24 protein-coding genes and 1 riboswitch are annotated in these 21,640 nt (G+C 41.4%); of the genes, 19 read left to right on the top strand and 5 right to left on the bottom strand.

Going from position 1 to position 21,640, the window contains the following annotated elements; genetic code table 11:
* Window positions 1-25: 25 nt before the first annotated feature.
* From AC1DVK_RS12110 to AC1DVK_RS12040, 15 genes are all read left to right on the top strand, one after another.
* Entirely contained in the window at window positions 26-1,336 is a 1,311-nt protein-coding gene (locus tag AC1DVK_RS12110) for an O-acetylhomoserine aminocarboxypropyltransferase/cysteine synthase family protein (RefSeq protein WP_477626557.1), read from the top strand.
* 118 nt (window positions 1,337-1,454) lie between these two features.
* A riboswitch (SAM riboswitch) is annotated at window positions 1,455-1,566 on the top strand.
* Window positions 1,567-1,730: 164 nt separating this feature from the next.
* Entirely contained in the window at window positions 1,731-2,765 is a 1,035-nt protein-coding gene (locus tag AC1DVK_RS12105; protein WP_410862060.1) for a methionine ABC transporter ATP-binding protein, read from the top strand.
* The gene (locus AC1DVK_RS12100) at window positions 2,758-3,426 is read left to right on the top strand and encodes a methionine ABC transporter permease (RefSeq protein ID WP_477626556.1); all 669 of its coding nucleotides are present in this window, start codon (window positions 2,758-2,760) and stop codon (window positions 3,424-3,426) included. Before AC1DVK_RS12105 ends, AC1DVK_RS12100 begins: the two co-directional genes overlap by 8 nt.
* 15 nt (window positions 3,427-3,441) lie before the next feature.
* A complete protein-coding gene (locus tag AC1DVK_RS12095; protein ID WP_477626555.1) occupies window positions 3,442-4,278 on the top strand; it encodes a MetQ/NlpA family ABC transporter substrate-binding protein in 837 nt (278 codons plus the stop codon).
* Between the two features lie 151 nt (window positions 4,279-4,429).
* The gene (locus AC1DVK_RS12090) at window positions 4,430-4,582 is read left to right on the top strand and encodes a YuzK family famiily protein (RefSeq protein WP_477626575.1); all 153 of its coding nucleotides are present in this window, start codon (window positions 4,430-4,432) and stop codon (window positions 4,580-4,582) included.
* Window positions 4,583-5,034: 452 nt separating this feature from the next.
* Entirely contained in the window at window positions 5,035-5,820 is a 786-nt protein-coding gene (gene sufC, locus AC1DVK_RS12085; RefSeq protein WP_061465489.1) for a Fe-S cluster assembly ATPase SufC, read from the top strand.
* A gap of 15 nt (window positions 5,821-5,835) precedes the next feature.
* Window positions 5,836-7,137, top strand: a complete 1,302-nt coding sequence (gene sufD / locus AC1DVK_RS12080; protein ID WP_061465488.1) for a Fe-S cluster assembly protein SufD — start codon at window positions 5,836-5,838, stop codon at window positions 7,135-7,137.
* Window positions 7,137-8,366, top strand: coding sequence for a cysteine desulfurase (locus AC1DVK_RS12075; protein ID WP_061465487.1), 1,230 nt, complete (start codon window positions 7,137-7,139; stop codon window positions 8,364-8,366). The genes sufD and AC1DVK_RS12075 overlap by 1 nt, the downstream gene beginning before the upstream one ends.
* Entirely contained in the window at window positions 8,356-8,784 is a 429-nt protein-coding gene (gene sufU / locus AC1DVK_RS12070; RefSeq protein WP_061465486.1) for a Fe-S cluster assembly sulfur transfer protein SufU, read from the top strand. Before AC1DVK_RS12075 ends, sufU begins: the two co-directional genes overlap by 11 nt.
* 55 nt (window positions 8,785-8,839) lie before the next feature.
* The gene (gene sufB, locus AC1DVK_RS12065; protein WP_061465485.1) at window positions 8,840-10,237 is read left to right on the top strand and encodes a Fe-S cluster assembly protein SufB; all 1,398 of its coding nucleotides are present in this window, start codon (window positions 8,840-8,842) and stop codon (window positions 10,235-10,237) included.
* Window positions 10,238-10,428: 191 nt separating this feature from the next.
* Window positions 10,429-11,277 (top strand): DUF72 domain-containing protein, encoded by an 849-nt coding sequence (locus tag AC1DVK_RS12060; protein ID WP_061465484.1) that lies wholly within the window; start codon window positions 10,429-10,431, stop codon window positions 11,275-11,277.
* Between the two features lie 85 nt (window positions 11,278-11,362).
* Entirely contained in the window at window positions 11,363-12,190 is an 828-nt protein-coding gene (locus tag AC1DVK_RS12055; protein WP_289319412.1) for a sulfite exporter TauE/SafE family protein, read from the top strand.
* Window positions 12,191-12,206: 16 nt separating this feature from the next.
* Window positions 12,207-13,592, top strand: coding sequence for a bifunctional metallophosphatase/5'-nucleotidase (locus AC1DVK_RS12050; RefSeq protein WP_289319413.1), 1,386 nt, complete (start codon window positions 12,207-12,209; stop codon window positions 13,590-13,592).
* Between the two features lie 60 nt (window positions 13,593-13,652).
* The gene (locus AC1DVK_RS12045; RefSeq protein WP_089361889.1) at window positions 13,653-13,955 is read left to right on the top strand and encodes a YunC family protein; all 303 of its coding nucleotides are present in this window, start codon (window positions 13,653-13,655) and stop codon (window positions 13,953-13,955) included.
* 174 nt (window positions 13,956-14,129) lie between these two features.
* Window positions 14,130-15,227, top strand: coding sequence for an HD-GYP domain-containing protein (locus AC1DVK_RS12040; RefSeq protein WP_089361888.1), 1,098 nt, complete (start codon window positions 14,130-14,132; stop codon window positions 15,225-15,227).
* Window positions 15,228-15,249: 22 nt separating this feature from the next.
* Here AC1DVK_RS12040 and yunB read toward each other — a convergent pair whose 3' ends face one another.
* Complete coding sequence (yunB, locus tag AC1DVK_RS12035) at window positions 15,250-15,999, bottom strand: sporulation protein YunB (protein ID WP_089361887.1); 750 nt, start codon at window positions 15,997-15,999, stop codon at window positions 15,250-15,252.
* A gap of 87 nt (window positions 16,000-16,086) precedes the next feature.
* The gene (locus tag AC1DVK_RS12030; protein ID WP_477626554.1) at window positions 16,087-17,094 is read right to left on the bottom strand and encodes a M23 family metallopeptidase; all 1,008 of its coding nucleotides are present in this window, start codon (window positions 17,092-17,094) and stop codon (window positions 16,087-16,089) included.
* Between the two features lie 164 nt (window positions 17,095-17,258).
* Here AC1DVK_RS12030 and lipA point away from each other — a divergent pair, with 164 nt between their 5' ends.
* Window positions 17,259-18,173 carry a lipoyl synthase gene (lipA, locus tag AC1DVK_RS12025; protein WP_089361886.1) on the top strand — a complete coding sequence of 305 codons (915 nt, stop codon included), beginning with the start codon at window positions 17,259-17,261 and terminating at the stop codon, window positions 18,171-18,173.
* Window positions 18,174-18,215: 42 nt separating this feature from the next.
* Here the strand turns inward: lipA and AC1DVK_RS12020 are convergent, their stop codons facing one another.
* Complete coding sequence (locus AC1DVK_RS12020) at window positions 18,216-18,875, bottom strand: YhcN/YlaJ family sporulation lipoprotein (protein ID WP_061465476.1); 660 nt, start codon at window positions 18,873-18,875, stop codon at window positions 18,216-18,218.
* Window positions 18,876-18,987: 112 nt separating this feature from the next.
* Here AC1DVK_RS12020 and AC1DVK_RS12015 point away from each other — a divergent pair, with 112 nt between their 5' ends.
* Window positions 18,988-19,263 carry a YutD family protein gene (locus tag AC1DVK_RS12015; protein ID WP_061465475.1) on the top strand — a complete coding sequence of 92 codons (276 nt, stop codon included), beginning with the start codon at window positions 18,988-18,990 and terminating at the stop codon, window positions 19,261-19,263.
* Window positions 19,264-19,294: 31 nt separating this feature from the next.
* On the opposite strand, the gene AC1DVK_RS12010 is transcribed toward AC1DVK_RS12015, so the two are convergent.
* Together AC1DVK_RS12010 and AC1DVK_RS12005 are read right to left on the bottom strand one after the other, a co-directional pair.
* Entirely contained in the window at window positions 19,295-19,588 is a 294-nt protein-coding gene (locus AC1DVK_RS12010; protein ID WP_410862069.1) for a cytosolic protein, read from the bottom strand.
* A 66-nt stretch (window positions 19,589-19,654) separates the two neighbouring features.
* Window positions 19,655-19,921 (bottom strand): DUF3055 domain-containing protein, encoded by a 267-nt coding sequence (locus AC1DVK_RS12005; protein ID WP_061465473.1) that lies wholly within the window; start codon window positions 19,919-19,921, stop codon window positions 19,655-19,657.
* 446 nt (window positions 19,922-20,367) lie between these two features.
* Here AC1DVK_RS12005 and AC1DVK_RS12000 point away from each other — a divergent pair, with 446 nt between their 5' ends.
* Both AC1DVK_RS12000 and AC1DVK_RS11995 read left to right on the top strand, forming a co-directional pair.
* Window positions 20,368-20,805 carry a DUF86 domain-containing protein gene (locus AC1DVK_RS12000; protein WP_089361883.1) on the top strand — a complete coding sequence of 146 codons (438 nt, stop codon included), beginning with the start codon at window positions 20,368-20,370 and terminating at the stop codon, window positions 20,803-20,805.
* Window positions 20,806-20,828: 23 nt separating this feature from the next.
* Window positions 20,829-21,596: a TIGR01457 family HAD-type hydrolase gene (locus tag AC1DVK_RS11995; protein WP_284469325.1), complete on the top strand. Its 768-nt coding sequence runs from the start codon at window positions 20,829-20,831 to the stop codon at window positions 21,594-21,596.
* The last annotated feature ends 44 nt before the right edge of the window (window positions 21,597-21,640 follow it).

Below are 21,640 nucleotides of genomic sequence, written 5' to 3'. Positions count from 1 at the left end.
AATCCATAGAAAAAGGTGAAATCATATGTCAGAGAAAAAGTTGCGTTTTGAAACATTGAGTGTTCATGGCGGTCTGCAAGCTGATGAAACAGGTGCCCGGGCAGTCCCTATCTACCAAAGCAATGCATACTTGTTCAAAGACACAGACCATGCAGCGAATTTATTTGGTTTAAAGGAGAATGGTTATATATATACACGACTCCATAATCCCACGGTCAGTGTTTTTGAGGAAAGAATGGCCTTATTGGAAGGCGGTATCGGCGGATTGGCAACTGCAAGCGGAATGGCAGCCATCTCACTGTCAATCCTGAATATTGCCGGTGCAGGGGATGAAATTGTTTCAGCCTCTACATTATATGGCGGCACGTATAATCTTTTTGAAAATACTCTTCCTAAATATGGGATTAAGGTGAAGTTCGTTTCACCTGATGACCCAGAAAGTTTCAAAAGGGCAATTACGCCAAGAACAAAAGCCATATTTGCTGAAACGATTGGAAATCCAAGTTTGAGGGTCCTTGATATAGAAGCGGTAGCGGACATCGCCCACGAAGCAGGGATACCTTTAATTATCGATAATACCTTCGCTACACCGTATCTATGCAGACCAATTGATTTTGGGGCGGATATTGTCATCCATTCCGCTACAAAATGGATTTTGGGAAATGGAACGACGTTAGGCGGTGTCATAGTGGATGGAGGGAAGTTCGACTGGAACTCGCCAAACTACCCTGGCTTTACGGAGCCTGATCCAAGCTACGACGGTCTTGTATACGCCGATGCAGTTGGACCTGCTGCTTTTATAACGAAAGCCCGAGTGCAGCTGCTTCGTGATTTAGGTCCTGCGCTAAGTGCCCAAAGTGCATTCCAGTTTACGCTTGGACTTGAAACGCTGCATGTAAGAATGAAAGAGCATCTTTCGAACACCAAGACTGTTATTCAATATTTGGAAAATCACCCTGCCGTGACATGGGTTTCACATCCCGGTAAAGAGGATCATCCAGATAAAGCCCTTGCGGACAAATACTTGCCTAAGGGAGCAGGATCTGTTGTGACTTTTGGAATACAGGGTGACCGCGAAGCCGGGGCAAAACTTATCAATTCGGTGGAATTATGGTCCCATGTAGCTAATGTAGGGGATGCTAAGAGTTTAATCATCCACCCTGCCAGTACGACCCACCAACAATTGAATGATGCAGGTCTGGCGAAAGCGGGAGTGCGTGCTGATCAGGTCCGTTTATCCATCGGGATTGAAAATGCAGAGGATTTAATAGAAGATTTAGAGCAGGCAATTGAAAAAGCGACGAATATCGTCTCCCTGACGTCTAAAACAGTTTAAGCAAAAAGTCCAGTTCATTCTTTTACTAGAAATAATATACATTGCACTCCTTTTTTATCTATGATAAAATTTCCCCATACTAAAGAACTTAATGTTGTACAAATATTCTATATATTAGCTCTTATCAAGAGAGGTGGAGGGATGTGCCCGATGAAACCCGGCAACCGACAAGGAGATTCCTTGGAAAGGTGCCAATTCACACAAAGTTTAATTACTTTGGAAGATGAGAGGAAGGCCAGCTTCTTCACCTGCCTTTCTGCTCATGCAGAAAGGTTTTTTCTATTTCATTTGGGAAAACCTTCATGAAAGGAAAAAATGGTATTAAAAACTGACTAATAATGTAGAGAAATCAACTAAGTTCATAGGTTTTATTGGATAAAAGAGGTGAGCATTAATGATTACATTGACGAAAGTAAGTAAGCTTTTCCGAACAGGAAAAGGAAACGGTGAGACTATTAAGGCAGTAAATAATGTGAATGTTGAAATAAATAACGGCGAGATTTTCGGTATTATTGGTTACAGCGGAGCGGGGAAAAGTACTTTGATCAGAATGCTCAATGGATTGGAAACACCTACAGAGGGATCCGTTGTGGTGGCTGGGAAGGAAGTTTCAAAAATTAAAGGGGCTCAGCTCCGTAAGGCACGTCAGGAAATCAGCATGATTTTTCAACATTTCAATCTATTATGGTCCAGGACCGTTCAGGAAAATATATCCTTCCCATTGGAAATTGCAGGAGTTTCAAAACTTGAACGCACCAGGCGTGTGAACGAATTGATCAAGTTAGTCGGATTGGAAGGCAGAGAAAAGGCATATCCTTCGCAATTAAGCGGAGGGCAAAAGCAAAGGGTGGGAATAGCCAGGGCCCTTGCAAATGATCCTAAGGTCCTGCTTTGTGATGAAGCGACTTCTGCCTTAGATCCACAGACTACCGATTCCATACTCGAATTGCTTGTTGACATCAATCAGCGCCTGGGGTTGACGATTGTTCTGATAACACATGAAATGCATGTAATACGTAAAATCTGTCATCGCGTGGCCGTGATGGAAAACGGGCAAGTCGTTGAAGAGGGACCTGTCCTGGATGTATTCAAGAATCCTAAAGAACAAATGACGAAGCGTTTCGTGCAACAGGTAACGGAACCAGAAGAAACGAAAGAAACGATGGACCATTTGCTTGAACGCTTTCCTGCAGGTAAAGTGATTCAATTGACTTTTGTAGGTGATCATGCAGAAAGCCCGTTGATCACCAAGCTCGTACGTAACTTCGAGTTGGATGTCAATATCGTTCAAGGTAAAATATCCCAAACAAGAAGCGGTTCATATGGAACGTTGTTTATCCACCTTGATGGTAATGAGGATGAAATGCTCCGCGCAATAGAATTCATAAAAGCACAGCAGGTAGGCGTGGAGGTGATTACTCATGCTTGAAGAATTATTGCCGAATGTAGATTGGGAATCCATTTTAGAAGCAACGAAAGAAACGCTTTATATGACAAGCATCTCTGTAGTGGCTACCTTCTTTATAGGCATACTATTAGGGCTGATCCTGTTCTTGACAGGGAAAGGGAATATATGGGAAAATCGGGCGGTCAATGCGGTCATTGGTGCTTTCGTTAATATATTCCGTTCCATTCCATTTCTTATTTTGATCGTGCTGCTCATTCCTTTCACTAAAGCGCTTGTCGGTTCTATGATTGGTGAGAATGCAGCATTGCCAGCACTTATTATCGGGGCGGCGCCATTTTATGCGCGTATGGTTGAAATTGGTCTCCGTGAGATCGATAAAGGTGTAATTGAAGCGGCTAAATCCATGGGGGCAAAAACGAGTACGATCATTTGGAAGGTCCTTCTTCCAGAGTCGATGCCGGCCCTTATTTCCGGGATTACGGTAACTTCGATTGCATTGGTCGGCTATACCGCAATGGCCGGGGTCATCGGCGCAGGCGGGCTTGGTAATCTAGCCTATCTAGACGGCTATCAAAGAAGCCACAATGACGTTACGTTAGTAGCGACTATCGTTATTCTGATTATCGTCTTCATTATTCAAATTATTGGAGATGTGATTACATCTAAATTAGACAAAAGATAAAGGGAGATGAATAGGATGAAAAAGTTTTTAGGATTTGCATTAGTCCTTGTTTTATCGATTGCTCTGGCAGCTTGTGGAGCCGATAAGGACAAAAGTGGCAGCGATACAGAAAAGGAAACGAAGAAATTAGTTGTAGGGGCATCCAATGTTCCGCATGCTGAGATTCTTGAAAAAGCTAAACCTCTTCTTAAAGAAAAAGGAATAGATTTGAAAATTGAAAAATTCCAGGATTATGTTTTACCGAATAAGGCTTTAAATGATAAGGAATTGGATGCTAACTATTTTCAGCACCTACCTTTCCTTGAGGCGGCCAATAAAGAGAATGGATATCATTTAGTCAACGCGGGCGGAATTCACATCGAGCCTATCGGACTATATTCACAAAAATATAAAAGCATCGCTAAACTTCCGGAAGGGGCAACAATCATTATGAGCAGCTCGGTTGCTGACCACGGACGTGCGTTATCTCTGTTGGAAAAGAATGGCCTGATCAAGTTGAAAGAGGGCATCGATAAAACGACAGCAACAACAAAAGACATCGTTGAAAATAAGAAAAACCTTAAATTTGATGCTAATTATGAAGCAGCTTTACTTCCAAAGATTTATGAGAGTGGCGAAGGGGATGCAGTTCTGATCAACTCTAACTATGCAATCGACGCAGGCTTGAATCCATTGAAGGATTCGATTGCCATTGAAGATTCAAAATCACCATATGTGAACGTGATTGCGGTTAACAAAGGTGATGAAAATAAAGAAGAAATCAAAACGCTAGTAGAAGTATTGCATTCTAAAGAGATTCAAGATTTCATCCTTAAAGAATATGATGGTGCAGTTGTACCGGTTGATAAATGATTCAAGAAATGGCGGCCTGATAAATTCAGGTCGTTTTTCATGTTTAATCCCGAATCTGAAGGGTAAATAATTATTGAAGGAAATAAAATGATACACAAATTTGAAAGGATGGTTCACTATCAATACTCTTGATTTAAATGTAACAAGCGAAATGGAAAAGGCGATGCAGTCTTCACATGGGATTGGCTACAGTGAGTACAGTAGGAACTTAGACCTCCGTATCGAGGTTGAGAAGGAACGAGATAGGGAACATGTAAAGTGCAACAAAATGGTCCTGGATCTTCAACGCAAAATTCACGTCTAAGCATATAAAAGAGTTCTTTAAAAGATCGGTCTGTAGAGGTAAAATGGAAAGTGGTCCGGAAAATAAGGGTTTCCTTATTGGATAAACTTACATAATGCCTGACAGTCCGATTTTTTTCTTTCCAAACCGGAACGTTCATACCTTCCAATCGAATCTGTCGAACATATATTAATAAGAACGAAGGTTTGCCGAATAATAAGATAATTTTAACAAAAGCTAAAATACGGCTGAATATGCTGTAAATATGCCCTATCTGTTAGTATCCTAAGAATAGGACAGGTTTTTACTATGTAATAAGTGGAAACCCCTATCTATATTAGTTGATTCTAAATTGGATTTGTTATAAAATTGGAATGAGAATAAATTGAGAATGCTTTTATGCAAATTATAGTAAAGAAAGTTATCTTTACTTTCTGGTAATAAAATAGGAATTAGTTCACGGAGGTATTATTATGTCAGCTTCTACATTAACGGTTAAAGATCTTCACGTATCAATTGAAGGTAAAGAGATTTTAAAAGGGGTAAACCTTGAAGTTAAAGGTGGAGAAATCCATGCGATCATGGGGCCAAATGGAACTGGTAAATCCACTTTATCATCAGCAATCATGGGTCACCCAAAATATGAAGTGACAAGCGGAAGCATCACATTCGATGGGGAAGACGTATTGGAAATGGAAGTCGACGAGCGCGCTCGTGTAGGTCTATTCCTTGCTATGCAATATCCAAGTGAAATCAGTGGCGTTACAAACGCTGACTTCTTACGTTCTTCCATTAACGCACGCCGTGAAGAAGGCGATGAAATTTCATTGATGAAATTCATCCGTCAAATGGATCAAAAAATGGAATTCCTTGAAATGGATGAAGATATGGCGCAACGCTATTTAAATGAAGGTTTCTCCGGCGGAGAGAAAAAACGTAACGAGATTCTTCAATTAATGATGATTCAACCTAAAATTGCAATTTTAGATGAGATTGATTCAGGGCTTGACATTGATGCACTTAAAGTCGTTTCAAAAGGAATCAACGAAATGCGCGGAGAAGACTTTGGATGCTTGATCATCACTCACTACCAACGTCTATTAAATTACATCACTCCTGATTATGTACACGTAATGATGCAAGGACGTGTCGTAAAATCAGGCGGTCCTGAACTTGCTGCCCGCTTGGAAGCGGAAGGTTATGATTGGATCAAACAAGAATTGGGCATTGAAGACGAAACTGTTGGCGAAGAAGCGTAAGTAGGAGGATTTGCAATGACTACAGAAACGAAATTACCGTTTGAACAAGAGGATATAAGCTCTTATTCAACTAAAAATAATGAGCCAGCTTGGCTTTCCGAGCTTCGGATTCAAGCGTTTTCTGAATTTGAAAAGCTCCCGATGCCAAAGCCGGATAAAACGAAAATCGACAAATGGAATTTTACTTCTTTCAAGACCCACGCGGTTGAAAGTGAAGCTTTTGCCTCTAAAGAGGAGCTTCCGGAAGAAATCAAAGCCATCATTGAAGAAAACGGAAACTTATACATTCAACGCAACAATACGCCGGCACATATCAATCTGTCAGCAAATGTAAAAGAACAAGGCGTCATTTTTACGGATATTTTCACAGCGGCACGTGACCATTCCGAGCTTGTGCAAAAGTATTTCATGAAAGACGGCGTTAAAATAGATGAGCATCGTTTAACAGCATTGCATGCTGCATTAGTTAATGGGGGAGCATTCCTTTATGTTCCGAAAAATGTAGAAATCAAAGAGCCGATTCAAGCGGTATTCTTGTTGGATAATCCAGATACTGCACTTTTCAATCATGTATTGATCGTAGCGGAAGATAACAGCTCGGTAACATATGTGGAGAACTATTTCTCAAATGTTGAATCTAACGAAGGCATCGCCAATATCGTAACTGAAGTATTTGCGAATGCGAATGCAAAAGTGGAATACGGAGCGGTCGATACACTTTCAAAAGGCTTTACGACATATGTTAACCGTCGTGGAGTGGCAGGACGTGACGCCCGTATTGAGTGGGCGCTTGGCCTGATGAACGATGGAAATACGATTTCAGATAATACAACATATCTAATGGGCGATGGCTCTCACGGTGATACTAAATCCGTTGTTGTCGGACGCGGGGAACAAAAACAGAACTTTACGACAGCCATTATTCATTTTGGCAAACGCTCTGAGGGCTATATCCTTAAGCACGGTGTCATGAAAGACGCAGCATCCTCTATTTTTAATGGAATTGGGAAAATAGAGTTTGGTGCTACAAAGGCTAATGCCGAACAAGAATCACGCGTACTGATGCTGAGTGAAAAGGCACGCGGTGACGCCAATCCAATCCTCTTGATTGATGAAGATGATGTAACGGCTGGTCATGCTGCTTCCGTCGGCCGTGTTGACCCGCTTCAACTGTATTATTTAATGAGCCGTGGTATTACAAAGAAAGAAGCAGAAAGACTTGTCATTCACGGATTCTTGGCCCCTGTTGTTAACCAGCTTCCTATTGAGGGAGTTAAAAAACAATTAGTAGCGGTCATTGAAAGGAAAGTACAGTAATGAACCCATACGAAATTCGTAAGCTTTTTCCAATATTAGATCAAGAAGTCAATGGTCAGCCATTAGTTTATTTAGATAGTGCTGCAACCTCTCAAAAACCGGCTGCAGTGATTGAAGCGATTGAGCAATATTACCGCGGATACAACTCGAATGTTCACCGCGGGGTGCATACACTAGGAACAAAAGCTACGGATGCGTATGAAGGTGCACGTGAAAAGGTACGTAAGTTCATTAATGCTTCTTCTACAGAAGAAATCATCTTCACTAGAGGTACAACGACTTCTTTAAATACTGTAGCAAGAAGTTACGGTGGTGCAAATATTAAAGCGGGTGACGAAATCGTCATCTCCTACATGGAGCATCATAGTAATATCATTCCGTGGCAGCAGCTTGCCAAAGAAAAAGGCGCTGTACTGAAGTATATTCCGCTTCAGGAGGATTGTACGATTTCCCTTGATGATGTTAGGGCAACAATTACGGACGCAACGAAAATCGTTTCCATCATGCAGGTTTCGAATGTACTTGGTGTTATCAATCCTGTGAAGGAAATCGCGCAAATCGCCCATGAACACGGTGCTATAATGGTAGTCGACGGGGCGCAAAGCACGCCGCACCTAAAAGTGGATGTCCGTGATCTGGATTGTGATTTCTTTGCCTTCTCAGGTCATAAAATGGTCGGCCCAACTGGTATCGGCGCATTATATGGCAAAAAAGAACTTCTGGAAAAAATGGAGCCGATTGAATTTGGCGGTGAGATGATTGATTTTGTAGGTTTGTATGAGTCTACATGGAAAGAACTCCCGTGGAAATTCGAAGGCGGAACCCCTATCATTGCAGGTGCCATCGGTCTTGGGGCTGCGATTGATTTCTTGGAAGAAATCGGCTTGGATAATATTGAACGGCACGAACATAAACTCGCCGCTTATGCGATGGAGAAAATGTCTGCAGTTGAAGGACTGACGATATACGGTCCAAAAGATTCAGAAAAACGTGCGGGTGTAGTAACCTTTAATATTAATGACGTACATCCACATGATGTCGCTACCGTACTTGATGCAGATGGAATTGCTGTCCGTGCCGGTCATCACTGCGCACAGCCATTAATGAAATGGCTTGACGTGTCCTCGACAGCAAGAGCAAGTTTCTATCTCTATAACACGGAAGAAGATATTGATAAGCTTGTGTCCGGGCTTGTTAAAACGAAGGAGTATTTCAGCAATGTCTTTTGATAACTTAGATACACTTTACCGTCAGGTCATTATGGATCATTATAAGAAACCACGTAATAAGGGCATGCTAGAGGATGGCAGCATGACGATTGACATGAACAATCCAACTTGCGGTGATCGGATTCGATTAACGATGAAGATTGAAGATGGAAAAGTCAACGATGTTAAATTCGATGGTGACGGTTGTTCGATATCCATGAGTTCAGCTTCCATGATGACTCAAGCCATTAAGGGCAAAGACGTTGAAACTGCTTTAGCCATGTCCGAGACTTTTTCCTTAATGATTCAGGGAAAAGAATACGATGATGAGATGGACCTTGGGGATATTGAAGCCCTTCAAGGTGTTTCTAAATTTCCTGCCCGAATCAAGTGTGCGACGTTAGCTTGGAAGGCCATGGAAAAGGGATTGAAGGAATAATTAAATTAAAATGAGCTGTTGTAATTCAGCCATTTGAAATGGAGGAATACGAGCTATGGCAAAGAAAATGCCTGAAATCGGCGATTATAAATATGGCTTTGCGGATAAAGATGTTTCCATCTTCCGTTCAAAGCGCGGTCTGACAAAAGAAATCGTGGAAGAGATTTCTCGAATGAAGGATGAACCGCAATGGATGCTTGATTTCCGTTTGAAATCATTGGAGCATTTTTACAACATGCCAATGCCTCAATGGGGCGGCGACATGCAGAGCTTGAACTTTGATGAAATCACATACTATGTTAAACCATCAGAGAAATCGGAAAAATCTTGGGATGAAGTTCCTGAGGAAATCAAACAGACTTTTGATAAGTTGGGAATTCCTGAGGCCGAACAAAAATATCTTGCAGGCGTATCCGCTCAATATGAATCTGAAGTGGTTTACCATAGCATGAAAGTTGAATTGGAAGATTTGGGTATCGTGTTTAAAGATACGGACTCAGCACTTCGTGAAAATGAAGATATCTTCCGTGAGCATTTTGGAAAAACGATTCCGCCTACTGACAATAAATTCTCGGCATTGAACTCGGCGGTTTGGTCAGGCGGATCTTTCATCTATGTACCAAAAGGCGTTAAAGTGGATACTCCGCTTCAAGCTTATTTCCGAATCAACTCTGAAAACATGGGTCAATTCGAACGTACGCTAATCATTGTTGATGAAGGCGCATCCGTTCACTATGTAGAAGGTTGCACAGCACCTGTATATACAACTAACTCCCTTCATAGTGCGGTTGTTGAAATAGTCATTAAAAAAGATGCTTACTGCCGTTACACGACGATCCAAAACTGGGCAAACAACGTGTTTAACCTGGTTACGAAACGTGCGGTATGTGATGCTAACGCAACTATGGAATGGATTGATGGTAACATCGGTTCTAAATTGACAATGAAATATCCTGCTGTCATCTTAAAAGGTGAAGGTGCCCGCGGTATGACATTATCCATTGCCATTGCCGGAAAAGGCCAGCACCAAGATGCTGGGGCAAAAATGATTCACCTGGCGCCAAATACATCTTCAACTATCGTATCTAAATCAATTTCTAAACAAGGCGGTAAAGTAACATATCGCGGTATCGTTCACTTCGGACGTAAAGCGGATGGAGCTCGTTCGAACATTGAATGTGATACATTAATCATGGATAATCAGTCTACATCTGATACAATCCCTTATAATGAAATCTTGAATGACAACATTTCCCTTGAACACGAAGCGAAGGTTTCCAAAGTATCTGAAGAACAATTGTTCTACTTGATGAGCCGCGGAATTTCTGAGCAAGAAGCAACGGAAATGATCGTAATGGGCTTCATCGAACCATTTACAAAAGAACTTCCGATGGAATATGCGGTTGAAATGAACCGTCTGATCAAGTTCGAAATGGAAGGCTCCATCGGATAATAACCGACTGTCATGCCTGTAAGGCGATTTAGAATAACCCATTCATACAAAAAGCCTGCCAGGGAGACTCGGCAGGCTTTTTGTTTTGGAAAGTGATATTCGACACCCTTATCAAAGATTGAATATGGTTATACAAGGGTGAAAAATAGTAGACAGGAAATGGGGCCTGTCCCGAAAGGAGTGATGGTCAGATGATATATGTTGGTGTGACCGGTTGGGGGGATCATGATAGTTTGTATCATGGCGGAGTGTCGCAACGTGATAAACTCAAAGAGTATGGGGCTCATTTTCCCATTGTGGAGGTGGATGCCTCATTTTATGCAATCCAGCCAAAGAGGAACAGTGAAAAGTGGATATCCGAGACACCAGCGTCATTCCAGTTTGTCGTTAAAGCCTATCAAGGGATGACGGGACATCAGCGTGGGGAAATTCCATTTGAAAGTAAAAAGGAAATGTTCAAGGCCTTTCGGGACTCTCTAGAAGCTTATCAGAAGTCCGGCAAGCTCGCGATGATCCTATTTCAGTTTCCGCCATGGTTTGATTGTAACCGTGAAAATGTAAATTACCTGAGATGGTGTAAAGCTGAAATGGGCGATATTCCAGCTGCCATAGAATTTCGGAATCAAAGCTGGTACAGACCCAACATGGTCCAGCAAACCCTGGACTTCATCCAAAAGGAGGGTTGGGTCCACACTGTATGCGATGAGCCTCAGGCTGGGGAGGGTTCCATTCCTATCGTCCTCCATTCCACCCATGAAGATAAAACGCTGATCCGCTTTCATGGCCGTAACCTGCATGGTTGGCAGAGACCTTCTTCGGGTGATAATTGGCGTGAGGTCAGGTACTTATACCGATATAATCATCAGGAATTGAATGAATGGGTGGAGAAAATCAGGATAATGGAAAAGGAATCCAAGGAGATATATGTCCTGTTCAATAATAACTCAGGCGGAGATGCCGCTGATAATGCCAAACAAATGATTGAGTTGCTTGGTATAGAATATGAAGGACTGGCTCCCCGGCAGCTTGGTTTGTTTTAAGACGCATTATATAATTAATAAAGAGATGGTATGACAAGCAAGTAAGAGGTAATATCCTCACAAACAGGTAAAGGCGGATTTCTTTATGGTATGGTTAGTATTAGTGGGTATCGGATTATTAGCGGGTTCAATTGGCTCTCTTGTCGGTCTGGGCGGCGGCATCATCATTGTGCCTTCTCTTTTATATTTAGGTACATCTACAAATATAATAGAAGGACTGACACCTCAGATCGCCGTCGGTGTTTCAACGGTGATCATGATTTTTACCGGCTTATCTTCTACTTTATCTTATTTAAAACATAAAGTGGTGGACTATAAGGCAGGCTTAATTTTCTTTATAGGCAGTGCACCTGGTGGAATAATAGGAGCCTATGTGAATAAAAACCTTAATGTCGAAGCTTTTTCATTGTACTTTGGAGCTTTCATGATTTTCATGGCTATCGTGTTATTAGTGAAAAACCGTTTGAAGCCAATGGTTTTCAAGCCTGGTAAAGCGAAAATAGTTAAGACGTATAAAACTGAAAATGGACATTCATTTTCTTATGGTTACCATCCCCTGATAGCTGTATCGATTACATTTGTCGTGGGATTCAGCTCCGGGTTATTTGGAATTGGCGGTGGAGCCTTAATGGTTCCTGTAATGATGCTTCTTTTCTTCTTCCCTCCGCATATGGCTGTAGCGACTTCGATGTTCATGGTATTTCTATCTTCGGTCACAAATTCGATTACGCATATTTCCCTTGGAAATGTAAATTGGCCATATGCTTTTGCCCTGATCCCAGGTGCATGGTTCGGTGCTAAATTAGGGGCTTACATCAATACGCGCCTAAAGAGCGGGGCACTTGAAAATATGTTAAAAATAGTACTGATAATCATTGGTTTACGTCTTATATACCAAAGTATTACAGGATAAACGAGGAGGAAAAATGATGTCAGAAATCATTCATTTATATCACACCAATGATCTCCATAGTCATTTTGAAAATTGGCCTCGTATTGATAAGTTTCTTAAAGAAAGAAGACAACTTCATCAAGAAACGGGAGAAGAGGCAATCATACTTGATATAGGAGACCATGTGGATCGCTGGCATCCATATACAGAAGGTACGTTGGGTAAAGGAAATATTGAGCTTCTGAATGAAGCGGGCTACCAATATGTAACCATCGGTAATAATGAAGGGATCACTTTACCTCATGATGCGTTAGACTCCTTATATGATCATGCAAGGTTCAAGGTCTTGGCAGCAAATATTTATTATGGGGATAATGAAAGGCCGGAATGGGCGCTGCCATATTGGATACATACAACGGTAAAAGGCACCAAAATTGCCTTGATAGGTCTGACAGCTTTTTTTCAAAAGTTTTATTCTGCGATGGGCTGGGAATTAACAGAACCATTCGTTGAGTTAAAGGAACAACTAGAAAGGGTTAGAACAGAGGCAGATGTAATCATCGTCCTTTCTCACCTGGGCATCCATGATGATGAGCGGATGGCAGCGGACTTTCCGGAGATTGACGTCATACTTGGCGCGCATACCCACCACATCCTTCACCAAGGGAAATTGATCAATGATACACTCCTATGCGGTGCAGGGAAATATGGTTTTTTTGTTGGGCAGGTGGAAATGACCGTCAATCAGGAAAAGAGAATTAGCAAGAAGAGTGCCATTCTCTATGATACGAATGACTTTTCGGAATTAGAGAATGAACGATCATGGATTGAAGCAATGTATCAGGCCGGTGGGGAAACGCTAAAACAGGTCGTAGTGGACTTACCGGAAGCGCTGGAAAATGATTGGTTCAAAGTAAGTGCTTTGACGAAAATCCTTGGTGAGGCCTTAAGGGAGTGGAGTCAGGCGGATTGCACCTTTTTGAATGCGGGTCTTCTGCTCGATGGATTGCCAAAGGGACCTGTCACAAAAGGGGATATTCACAGAATCTGTCCACACCCCATCAATCCTTGCATCGTTGAAGTTAATGGGAATGAATTAAAAGAAATCTTAATGCAATCGAGAAATGAGGAGTGGCCACACATTCAGGTGAAAGGTTTCGGTTTCCGGGGAAAAATCATGGGCGTCATGAATTATGATCAAATTGAATTTAACGAAATGGAGAATGGAATCGTAAAAGGGATATTGATAAAAGGGGAGAAACTGGAGACTGATAAGTCCTATAAACTGGCAATACCTGATATGTTCACGTTTGGGCACTTTTTTCCAAGTATTCAGCGCACAAATCGCAAGAAATATCTATTACCGGAATTCTTACGGGATATCCTTTTATGGAAGTTGAAAAAAATATATACAGATGCCTAACGCTAAATCACGGTTTCGCCTTTTCATTCATAAAGTATGAGGAAGAAAGGGGCGAACCCAATGATTAGCATGATACCAATAATACTTGATAATCATACATTCCTAGCCATTTCTGTCCGACTTCCCAAAACGAATTTACTTGCCATCGCTTCCGATAAAGGATATATAATGTGCGGTGCGTTGGATGTAGCGCTGCTGAATGATAAATTGAGAGATCGTAAAATCCTTGCAGGCAGGGCTACAGGAGTTAAATCGATTGATGAGCTTTTGGAAGCGCCGCTTGAATCAGTTACCTGGGAAGCTGTGGAAAAAGGTATTTATCCAGGAATGATTGGTAAAGAGGCATTAATCAAAATGATTTGAAGTGGTGGGCTTTCTTTTATCCAGAAGGGGGCCTTGTTTTAATTCACCAAGAAAATAGTTAATATTTTTCAATAAATATTTTTAAACGGATTCATTTATAAGGATATTTTCCGATAACCCTTATAAAGGAACGGTTTGATTTACAAATATTGAATTGGGAAATGGAGTACAAGTATGAGGCTAGCTATTACAAAGTCCCTGAGCCCTGGAGCCAGGCTTGGAAAAGACATTTATAATGAGCAGGGCCATATCCTCTTGTGTGAGGGTCTTACATTAACGCAGAAAATGATCGCTCGACTGGTATCCCTTAATATTCCTTTAGTTTACATTCAAGATTCTAGGACGGATGACATTATTCCAATGCCACCAGTATTCGGGAACCTAAGGAGAGAAGCCATTAATAGGATTGAAACCACTTTCCTGGACATGAAAAACGAAATGAACCTTGATGGATCTTTCACGATGGAGCAACCTAACGTCAAGTTCACTCAAATCGTCCGAAACATCATGGACGAGCTCAATAGGAATAATGAGTTATTGACTATATTGGCGGATGTTTATACATACGATGACTATATCTTTACTCATTCCTTCAATGTGACCCTATATACCCTGGCAATCGGGATGGAGTTGAATATTAATAATAAGAATCTCGAAATTCTTGGGCTTGGAGCGATTTTACATGATGTCGGCAAAATGTTCATACCTTTGGGAATCCTCCATAAACCCGGTAAGTTAACGGAAAAGGAATTTGAACAAATCCAAAAACATGCCGATTATGGATTTCATCTAATCAAAAATGTTCATACCGTTTCACATTTAGTTGCAAATTGTGCCTATCAGCATCATGAAAGGCTTGATGGATCTGGATATCCACGTGGAATAAAAGGGGATGAAATCCATTATTTCGGCAAGATCATTGCCGTTGCCGATGTGTTTGATGCCGTGACTTCCAATCGGGTTTACCGTAAGGCCATGCTGCCTCATCAGGGGTTGGAAATCCTTTATGCGGGAATCGGGAAAAAATTCGACAATACGATCATCGAGGCGTTCCGCCGGGCAGTTGCCATCTATCCAAATGGTCTATCCGTAGAATTGAATGATGGGAGAAAAGGTGTCGTATCCGCTCAGAATGAGGGGATAGGGGACCGACCTATGATAAGGATACTTGAAGAAAATGGGGAACAGGTAAAAGAGTCCTATGAAGTGGATTTGAATAAAAACCTGCAGTTGCTGATCATGAAATGTCTCAATATACAAGAACCAGCCTAAACTCAAGGATAAGCTGGTTTTTTTATTCCTTGTTTTCCTTCATGATGGCAGGTGCCACCGAACCGTTTCCGTTACTATAATAACTTGGTACATCACCCTCAATTAGCAAGCTGCCGACTGTCACTTCCTGACTGACCTTGGTCTCTTTAGTGAAGGAGGGGATGACGATTTGAATATTGACATCAAAATCAACAATCAATTCATAATACACATTATTGATGCCTGCGTTTGTCAATTTTGTCTTCAAATCCGATTCAACATTACCGATGACTGACATTTTCACTGGGATTTCAGGTCCATAGTTGGAAAGGAGATTATTCCCGGTTACGACACCCAATGGTATATAATAGACTACACTTTTATATTGTTCATCATTTATTTTGGAGGAACCCTTTTTAAAAGGATTTCCCTGTTCGATGCCAAGCTTGTTTTGAATATCCTTTGTAATGTTAGCGCGCAATTCACTGTATATGACCGGATTGAAGCTATAGGAAGAACTGGAGTCCTTACCACCCTCGTTGTTGGTGATGATTTTGTTCATATCAATCTTGGATATATTCTCATCTACAGATTCATGAATCGTTTCCGTTGCAATCCGTTTGATTTCATGTTCGGCTACACTCATGATCACCGGTTCAATTGATTTATCAACATACCAAAGAGTCATGATGCTTGATATGATAAAAAGGATAAATGAGTAGAGGAATACTTTTCGGGTGGGAAGAGGCCCCTTTTTTCGGAATTTCTTTGTTCGAAATCTTTTTCGGAACACGCTTTAGCCCCCTTTACTAATACCTATGCATCAAGTTCGGGGGTTTATGTTCGAATCAAAAAAAAGCAGCGAGAAATTCGTCGCCGCTCACTTTTGTTTTTTAGCTAAATCCTTCCTTTCCCACATTTTTAAATAGGGGTAAGGGTCAAAGCTCCATTCTGTGATTCCGTTGTCTTTGTACATCCCATAATGAAGATGCGGAGGGAACTTACCCGCAGTTCCAGGAGGGCCGTAACCTGTACTGCCTACACCTCCGATGATTTGTCCGGGCTCGACGACTTGTCCGACTTTCAATCCTTCGGCAAATCCGCTTAAATGGGCAAAGTAATGATACGTATTATTTAAATCCCGTATCCCAATCCGCCAACCCCCGAATTTATTCCAGCCTTTCATTTCAATGATTCCATAGCTCGTTGACCGAACAGGAAGGCTATAATCCGCAAATATATCTGTACCCTCATGGATTCTCCTTCCGCCCCATCCACGAGCGCTTCCCCATGTATTTAAATACGTATAATGCGTCCGTACTGGAACTGGAAAGGCTTTTTCCTGTAAATCCAGCCGGCCATATTTCTTATAGATCTTCGCATTGCCGATAATGATGCTGACGGCTTTATCTCGTTTATAATATTCCCACAAGCCGATCCGGATATTATCTTCATCTGAACCATAAGTATGGAGATGCTTCGAAAAAGCGTATAATCGATCGGTGTCATTAGTGACATCAGCTTTGCCATCGCCATTCCCATCCTGGCCTAACCCATCAAAAAAGGTGATCGTTAGCGGGTTCACGTCGTTTAAGTGAGGATTGAGAGCCCCACCCCACTTTGAAGGCTCGATATTGATGCCAATTAAACCCTTTGCCGGCTCTAAATCCCGTCTGGCAGCCCTTAGGCTGTGCTCATATTGATCAGCGCCAGCAAGGTAATACCATGGGATTTGCAGGGTAGCTTCCATGTTTCTATAAAGCGCCATTCTTCCTGCATAAGCTTCAGGGGTATCAGCGGCATTAACCATTTGGCTTGATGCATCCAAAATAAACAAACAAGTTATGATAAGAAGAAATAATTTTTTCAACGGGGCAACTCCTTTCATGAGAATCTCCAATTTATAAAGACATCAGTCCATCTTTTATAGTTTTGCTGATTTGGCTTTAAACATGAAAAATAAATAATGGGAAACCAACTATAACTTGTATAAATGCTTTTTTATTGTTAAAGTAGGGTGTGTTAATTTCTATAGAATGGAGTGACATTTTCATGTCTTCTACAAATAAAGAAATTCTTCGTAAACCAGATTGGTTAAAAATAAAGCTTAATACTAATGAAAACTACCTCGGTTTAAAAAATATGATGCGGGAAAAAAATCTTCATACAGTCTGTGAAGAGGCGAAATGTCCGAATATTCACGAATGCTGGTCAGTGAGAAGAACGGCCACATTCATGATCTTAGGTGAAATCTGTACAAGGGCATGCCGTTTTTGTGCAGTTACAACCGGACGTCCTAATGAATTGGACTGGGCTGAACCAGAGCGTGTTGCGGATTCCGTTGTTCTGATGAATTTAAAGCATGTTGTCATTACAGCTGTTGCCCGTGACGATTTAAAGGATGGAGGCGCTGAAGTTTTCGCTGAAACGGTCCGTGCCATCCGACGCAAGAATCCATTTACATCAATTGAAGTATTACCGTCGGATATGGGCGGGTTGCATGAAAATATTAAGACTTTGATGGATGCTAAACCAGACATTCTGAACCATAATATAGAGACAGTCAGAAGTCTATCCGACCGTGTACGGGCTCAAGCTAAATACGAACGTTCATTGGAGCTTTTAAGAAGAGCCAAAGAACTGTATCCGGAGATTCCGACAAAGTCCAGCTTAATGGTCGGCCTTGGAGAAACACGGGAGGAAATCCTCGAAACGATGGATGACCTAAGGGCTAATAATGTGGATATCATGACGATCGGCCAGTATTTGCAGCCGACTAAAAAGCATTTGAAGGTGCTGAAATACTACACGCCTGAGGAGTTTGCCGAATTGAAGGAACGTGCATTGGAAAAAGGATTCAGCCATTGTGAATCCGGCCCGCTTGTCCGTTCTTCCTACCATGCGGACGAACAGGTTAATGCAGCAGCTAAACATAAGCAAACCAAAGGTGAAGAATTATTGAAATAGAGTGAAATAAAGGACCGAAAAATTCGGTCCTTTCATTTTTAATTAACGGTTATCCATTTTTTGATGGATGTTATCGTGATGATCCCTTTTATCGTTAACCATTTCTCCGTTTTCATTTTCTGCGTTACTCATTTTGTATCCTTGAGGCGATTTCAGCATTCTTTTGATGGTTTGTTCAATCGTATAGTCCATCCCTTTGCTGCCGGATTTCAATGTAGCGAAATTCTCGACATCTTGGGAAAGGTTTTGAAAATCATCACTGACGTAGACGTGATAGTAGCGAGGAACGACGGACATAGCTGTTCGTTTAACTTGGTCAGCGGTTTCGGTCCGATCCTTGGTATTTGTATCGTATACGACAAGAACTTCCTCATCCGTTACGAGGGTAGCCGCATCATTGACATTTGGAATCTGTACACTGAGCTTAGAAATGACATCAGACAATTGTTCACGGTCAATGGAAGCAGCCTTGTTAGAAATGTTACGGCCGTCAATGGTTGTACTATTGGTGCGGGTAAAACCGAAATCATCACTTTTATTGTCATGATTGCGATAATCCTCGTCATAATATTGGGTCGGATTATTTACGTTTGTTGGGTTACCAGCATGATTTTTTGCACCGAGCCCCTGATCATGTTTATTAGAACATCCGGTCAGTGCAATAATCGAACTTAAACCTATTGTTATTATCGTTTTTTTCATCAATAACACCCCCGTAACTTTAGGATGAACATATTTCTCTATTTTTCGCTTAGTAATTGATGGGGAATCAGTTATAATTTAAGAAGGAATGTATTTTTGAGAGGTGAAAGCAATGATTAACATCAATAACATGACCTATGAAATAATCGAGGATGAAAGGGAAGGCTATAACGAAGAAGCGTTTAAAGCCAGATACAGTGAGATTTTAACGAAGTATGATTATATTGTAGGGGATTGGGGTTACGGCCAATTGAGGCTGCGTGGATTTTTTGATGATTCTAATCAGAAAGCGACCTTCGATACAAAAATAAGCACGCTTACTGAATATTTATATGAATACTGCAATTTTGGCTGTCCATATTTCGTCATGAAGAAAATAAAGAAATGAAAAAGGCCAGAATTTACTCTGGCCTTCCATGTTAAGAGCTTCCGTATCCTTTATAAGGAGGCTGCTCATGGTTTTCTGGATCATCATGTGTCGGATGAGCACCAGGATATTTTCGAGGTAAGTCTTCGTGCAACGATTTATTTTCAAAATTAAAGGCACTTTGATATCGTTGCCCTTCCTGCCATGGCGTGTTTTTATTTTGAACTGGTGCATCCTTTGCTCTGGATGATCCAAAAGGTCCTTCGGGAAATTCTTCAGGAATTAAATAATCCCGCTGTTTTTCGACATTGGAGAAATCGTGGTATATTTCCTCTTCTTTGCCCAAGGTAATCCCCCCTCATGTAATCGTACATTCAGTAGGTTTTCCCGATTAAGAAAAAAACTTCAGCTTTCAGACGATTTCCATTAAAAAGTGACTTAATTCTTCCGCTTCCGCTTCTGACAACTGAAAGGCATGCTCAAGATAGCCTTCCTCTTCTAAATCATCAGGTCCAATGATCGCGAATCGGTTACTCTGCATATTTAAAACAAGTTTCTTCCCATAAAAACGATCAGTTGTCGTAATGGCCAAATCGAATCTTGATTCTTCGCCCATGAAACTTATGAACCGGGTTTTTGAATCAACGACGTCATTGTATAAATAAAAACGATCTTCCATAATATCATTCCCTTCTTATGTTCACATTTGTAATTCCATCATAACAAAGTGACTTCAATAGGGGAACAGACATTTTCGGGCTTCCAAAGGTGGAGGAACTTCGTCACGCGTCTTGATGCATTAGGATCGGCAAGCAATCATGCCGCGAGAGAGTTTTCCTCGATTAAAGGAAAATTGTCAAGAATGCAAATGGGAGTAATTTTGGTTACTTTTATTTCAATGGATGACGGGAAATGCGACCCCTGTAAAGAAGTCAATGTACGTTTCTGCCGATGTTTAGTAGAGGGATCGGTTCAAAGGTTGTGGCTGAAGGAATTGAGAGTAGGGGAGAAGCTATGGTATTATCAAGGAATAAGGTTGTTTTGGTACAGGGTTATAACTCGGCTGGCCAATCAACCATAGTAATGCTTCCTATATCATCTTAGATCAGAAAGGATCTGGAAAAAATGTACTTTGTAGACCGCCAAAAGATTGAACAAATATTAGGTTTTCTTGAAAAGCAGCTTGGACTTTTTGAAGGGCATGATAATTGGGATGGAGACATTGGGGAACTTATCGCTGAAAGGCTCATACAGACTTCAATCGATTCCGTGTTGGATGTAGGAAATGCAGTAATTGATGGTTTTATTATGCGTGATCCGGGAAGTTACGAAGATATTATCGATATCCTTCATGATGAAAAAGTCATTTCAGAAGAAAAAGCGATACAATTTAAAAAGGTTTTGCCGCTAAGGAAAATGCTGGTTCAAGACTTCATTGAAGTTGATCACAACGAACTGCATAAGGTATTCTCGGAAAATATCGCGGCATTTAAGCAATTCCCGAATTTGGTGAGGAACTATTTAACAAACGAATTGGGACCTGTATCTGCTTTTAAAAACTAGTATTGTTAGGAAGGCGAATTCAAATGAAGTCGTATAAAGGGTATTTGATTGACTTAGATGGCACCATGTATCGCGGGACTGAACAAATTGCGGAAGCTGCAGGTTTTATAAATGACCTAAAAAAAAGGGATATCCCTTATTTATTCGTCACCAACAACTCGTCCCGGACTCCGGCACAGGTAGCGGATAAATTGAGAAGCATCGGCATATCAACGGAAGATGATCAGGTTTTCACGACAAGCATGGCCACAGCGAATTACATAGCTGAACAAAAGGAAGCTGCATCGGTCTATGTAGTGGGTGAAGAAGGCATTATCGAGGCTCTCAAGGAAAAAGGAATGAAGCTTGTGGATGAGCATCCAGACTTTTTGGTAATGGGCATCGACCGCGGCATCAATTATGAAAAGTTGTCAAAAGCCTGCCTTGCAGTTAGAAATGGCGCAGTTTTCATTTCAACAAATGGCGATATTGCCATTCCTACTGAACAAGGCCTTTTGCCGGGGAATGGTGCTTTGACATCCGTTGTTTCCGTTTCGACTCAGGTACAGCCGATTTTCATTGGAAAACCTGAATCCGTCATAGTGGAACAGGCTCTAAGAGTATTAGGGGTACCTAAAGAAGAGACAATCATGGTTGGGGATAACTATGATACGGATATCCTCGCCGGCATTAATGCAGGGATCGACACATTGCTTGTACATACTGGGGTAACGACCAAAGAACGCTTGAAGCAATATAAGGAGCAGCCGACGCATGTGGTGGACACGCTCGACCTATGGCGCTTCGAATGAAAAAACCAGGCCTGCGAAAGCAGCCCTGGTTTTTTTATGTCGCA

It is taken from the genome of Peribacillus sp. P4_B1 (assembly GCF_056402395.1).
The sequence above is the reverse complement of the archived record's forward strand: the minus strand, read 5'-3'. Positions and strand labels throughout refer to the sequence as shown.

Bases quoted from the DNA above. Each gene is read 5' to 3' on its own strand.
- AC1DVK_RS12030 (WP_477626554.1), bottom strand. From the start codon at position 17,094: ATGAAAGGAGTTGCCCCGTTGAAAAAATTATTTCTTCTTATCATAACT.
- AC1DVK_RS12050 (WP_289319413.1), top strand. From the start codon at position 12,207: ATGTCAGAAATCATTCATTTATATCACACCAATGATCTCCATAGTCAT.
- AC1DVK_RS12095 (WP_477626555.1), top strand. From the start codon at position 3,442: ATGAAAAAGTTTTTAGGATTTGCATTAGTCCTTGTTTTATCGATTGCT.
- lipA (WP_089361886.1), top strand. From the start codon at position 17,259: ATGTCTTCTACAAATAAAGAAATTCTTCGTAAACCAGATTGGTTAAAA.
- AC1DVK_RS12100 (WP_477626556.1), top strand. From the start codon at position 2,758: ATGCTTGAAGAATTATTGCCGAATGTAGATTGGGAATCCATTTTAGAA.
- sufC (WP_061465489.1), top strand. From the start codon at position 5,035: ATGTCAGCTTCTACATTAACGGTTAAAGATCTTCACGTATCAATTGAA.
- AC1DVK_RS12045 (WP_089361889.1), top strand. From the start codon at position 13,653: ATGATTAGCATGATACCAATAATACTTGATAATCATACATTCCTAGCC.
- sufU (WP_061465486.1), top strand. From the start codon at position 8,356: ATGTCTTTTGATAACTTAGATACACTTTACCGTCAGGTCATTATGGAT.
- AC1DVK_RS12015 (WP_061465475.1), top strand. From the start codon at position 18,988: ATGATTAACATCAATAACATGACCTATGAAATAATCGAGGATGAAAGG.
- AC1DVK_RS12060 (WP_061465484.1), top strand. From the start codon at position 10,429: ATGATATATGTTGGTGTGACCGGTTGGGGGGATCATGATAGTTTGTAT.
- sufD (WP_061465488.1), top strand. From the start codon at position 5,836: ATGACTACAGAAACGAAATTACCGTTTGAACAAGAGGATATAAGCTCT.
- AC1DVK_RS12110 (WP_477626557.1), top strand. From the start codon at position 26: ATGTCAGAGAAAAAGTTGCGTTTTGAAACATTGAGTGTTCATGGCGGT.
- AC1DVK_RS11995 (WP_284469325.1), top strand. From the start codon at position 20,829: ATGAAGTCGTATAAAGGGTATTTGATTGACTTAGATGGCACCATGTAT.
- AC1DVK_RS12020 (WP_061465476.1), bottom strand. From the start codon at position 18,875: ATGAAAAAAACGATAATAACAATAGGTTTAAGTTCGATTATTGCACTG.
- sufB (WP_061465485.1), top strand. From the start codon at position 8,840: ATGGCAAAGAAAATGCCTGAAATCGGCGATTATAAATATGGCTTTGCG.
- AC1DVK_RS12075 (WP_061465487.1), top strand. From the start codon at position 7,137: ATGAACCCATACGAAATTCGTAAGCTTTTTCCAATATTAGATCAAGAA.
- AC1DVK_RS12040 (WP_089361888.1), top strand. From the start codon at position 14,130: ATGAGGCTAGCTATTACAAAGTCCCTGAGCCCTGGAGCCAGGCTTGGA.
- AC1DVK_RS12090 (WP_477626575.1), top strand. From the start codon at position 4,430: ATGGAAAAGGCGATGCAGTCTTCACATGGGATTGGCTACAGTGAGTAC.
- AC1DVK_RS12055 (WP_289319412.1), top strand. From the start codon at position 11,363: ATGGTATGGTTAGTATTAGTGGGTATCGGATTATTAGCGGGTTCAATT.
- AC1DVK_RS12000 (WP_089361883.1), top strand. From the start codon at position 20,368: ATGTACTTTGTAGACCGCCAAAAGATTGAACAAATATTAGGTTTTCTT.
- AC1DVK_RS12005 (WP_061465473.1), bottom strand. From the start codon at position 19,921: ATGGAAGATCGTTTTTATTTATACAATGACGTCGTTGATTCAAAAACC.
- AC1DVK_RS12105 (WP_410862060.1), top strand. From the start codon at position 1,731: ATGATTACATTGACGAAAGTAAGTAAGCTTTTCCGAACAGGAAAAGGA.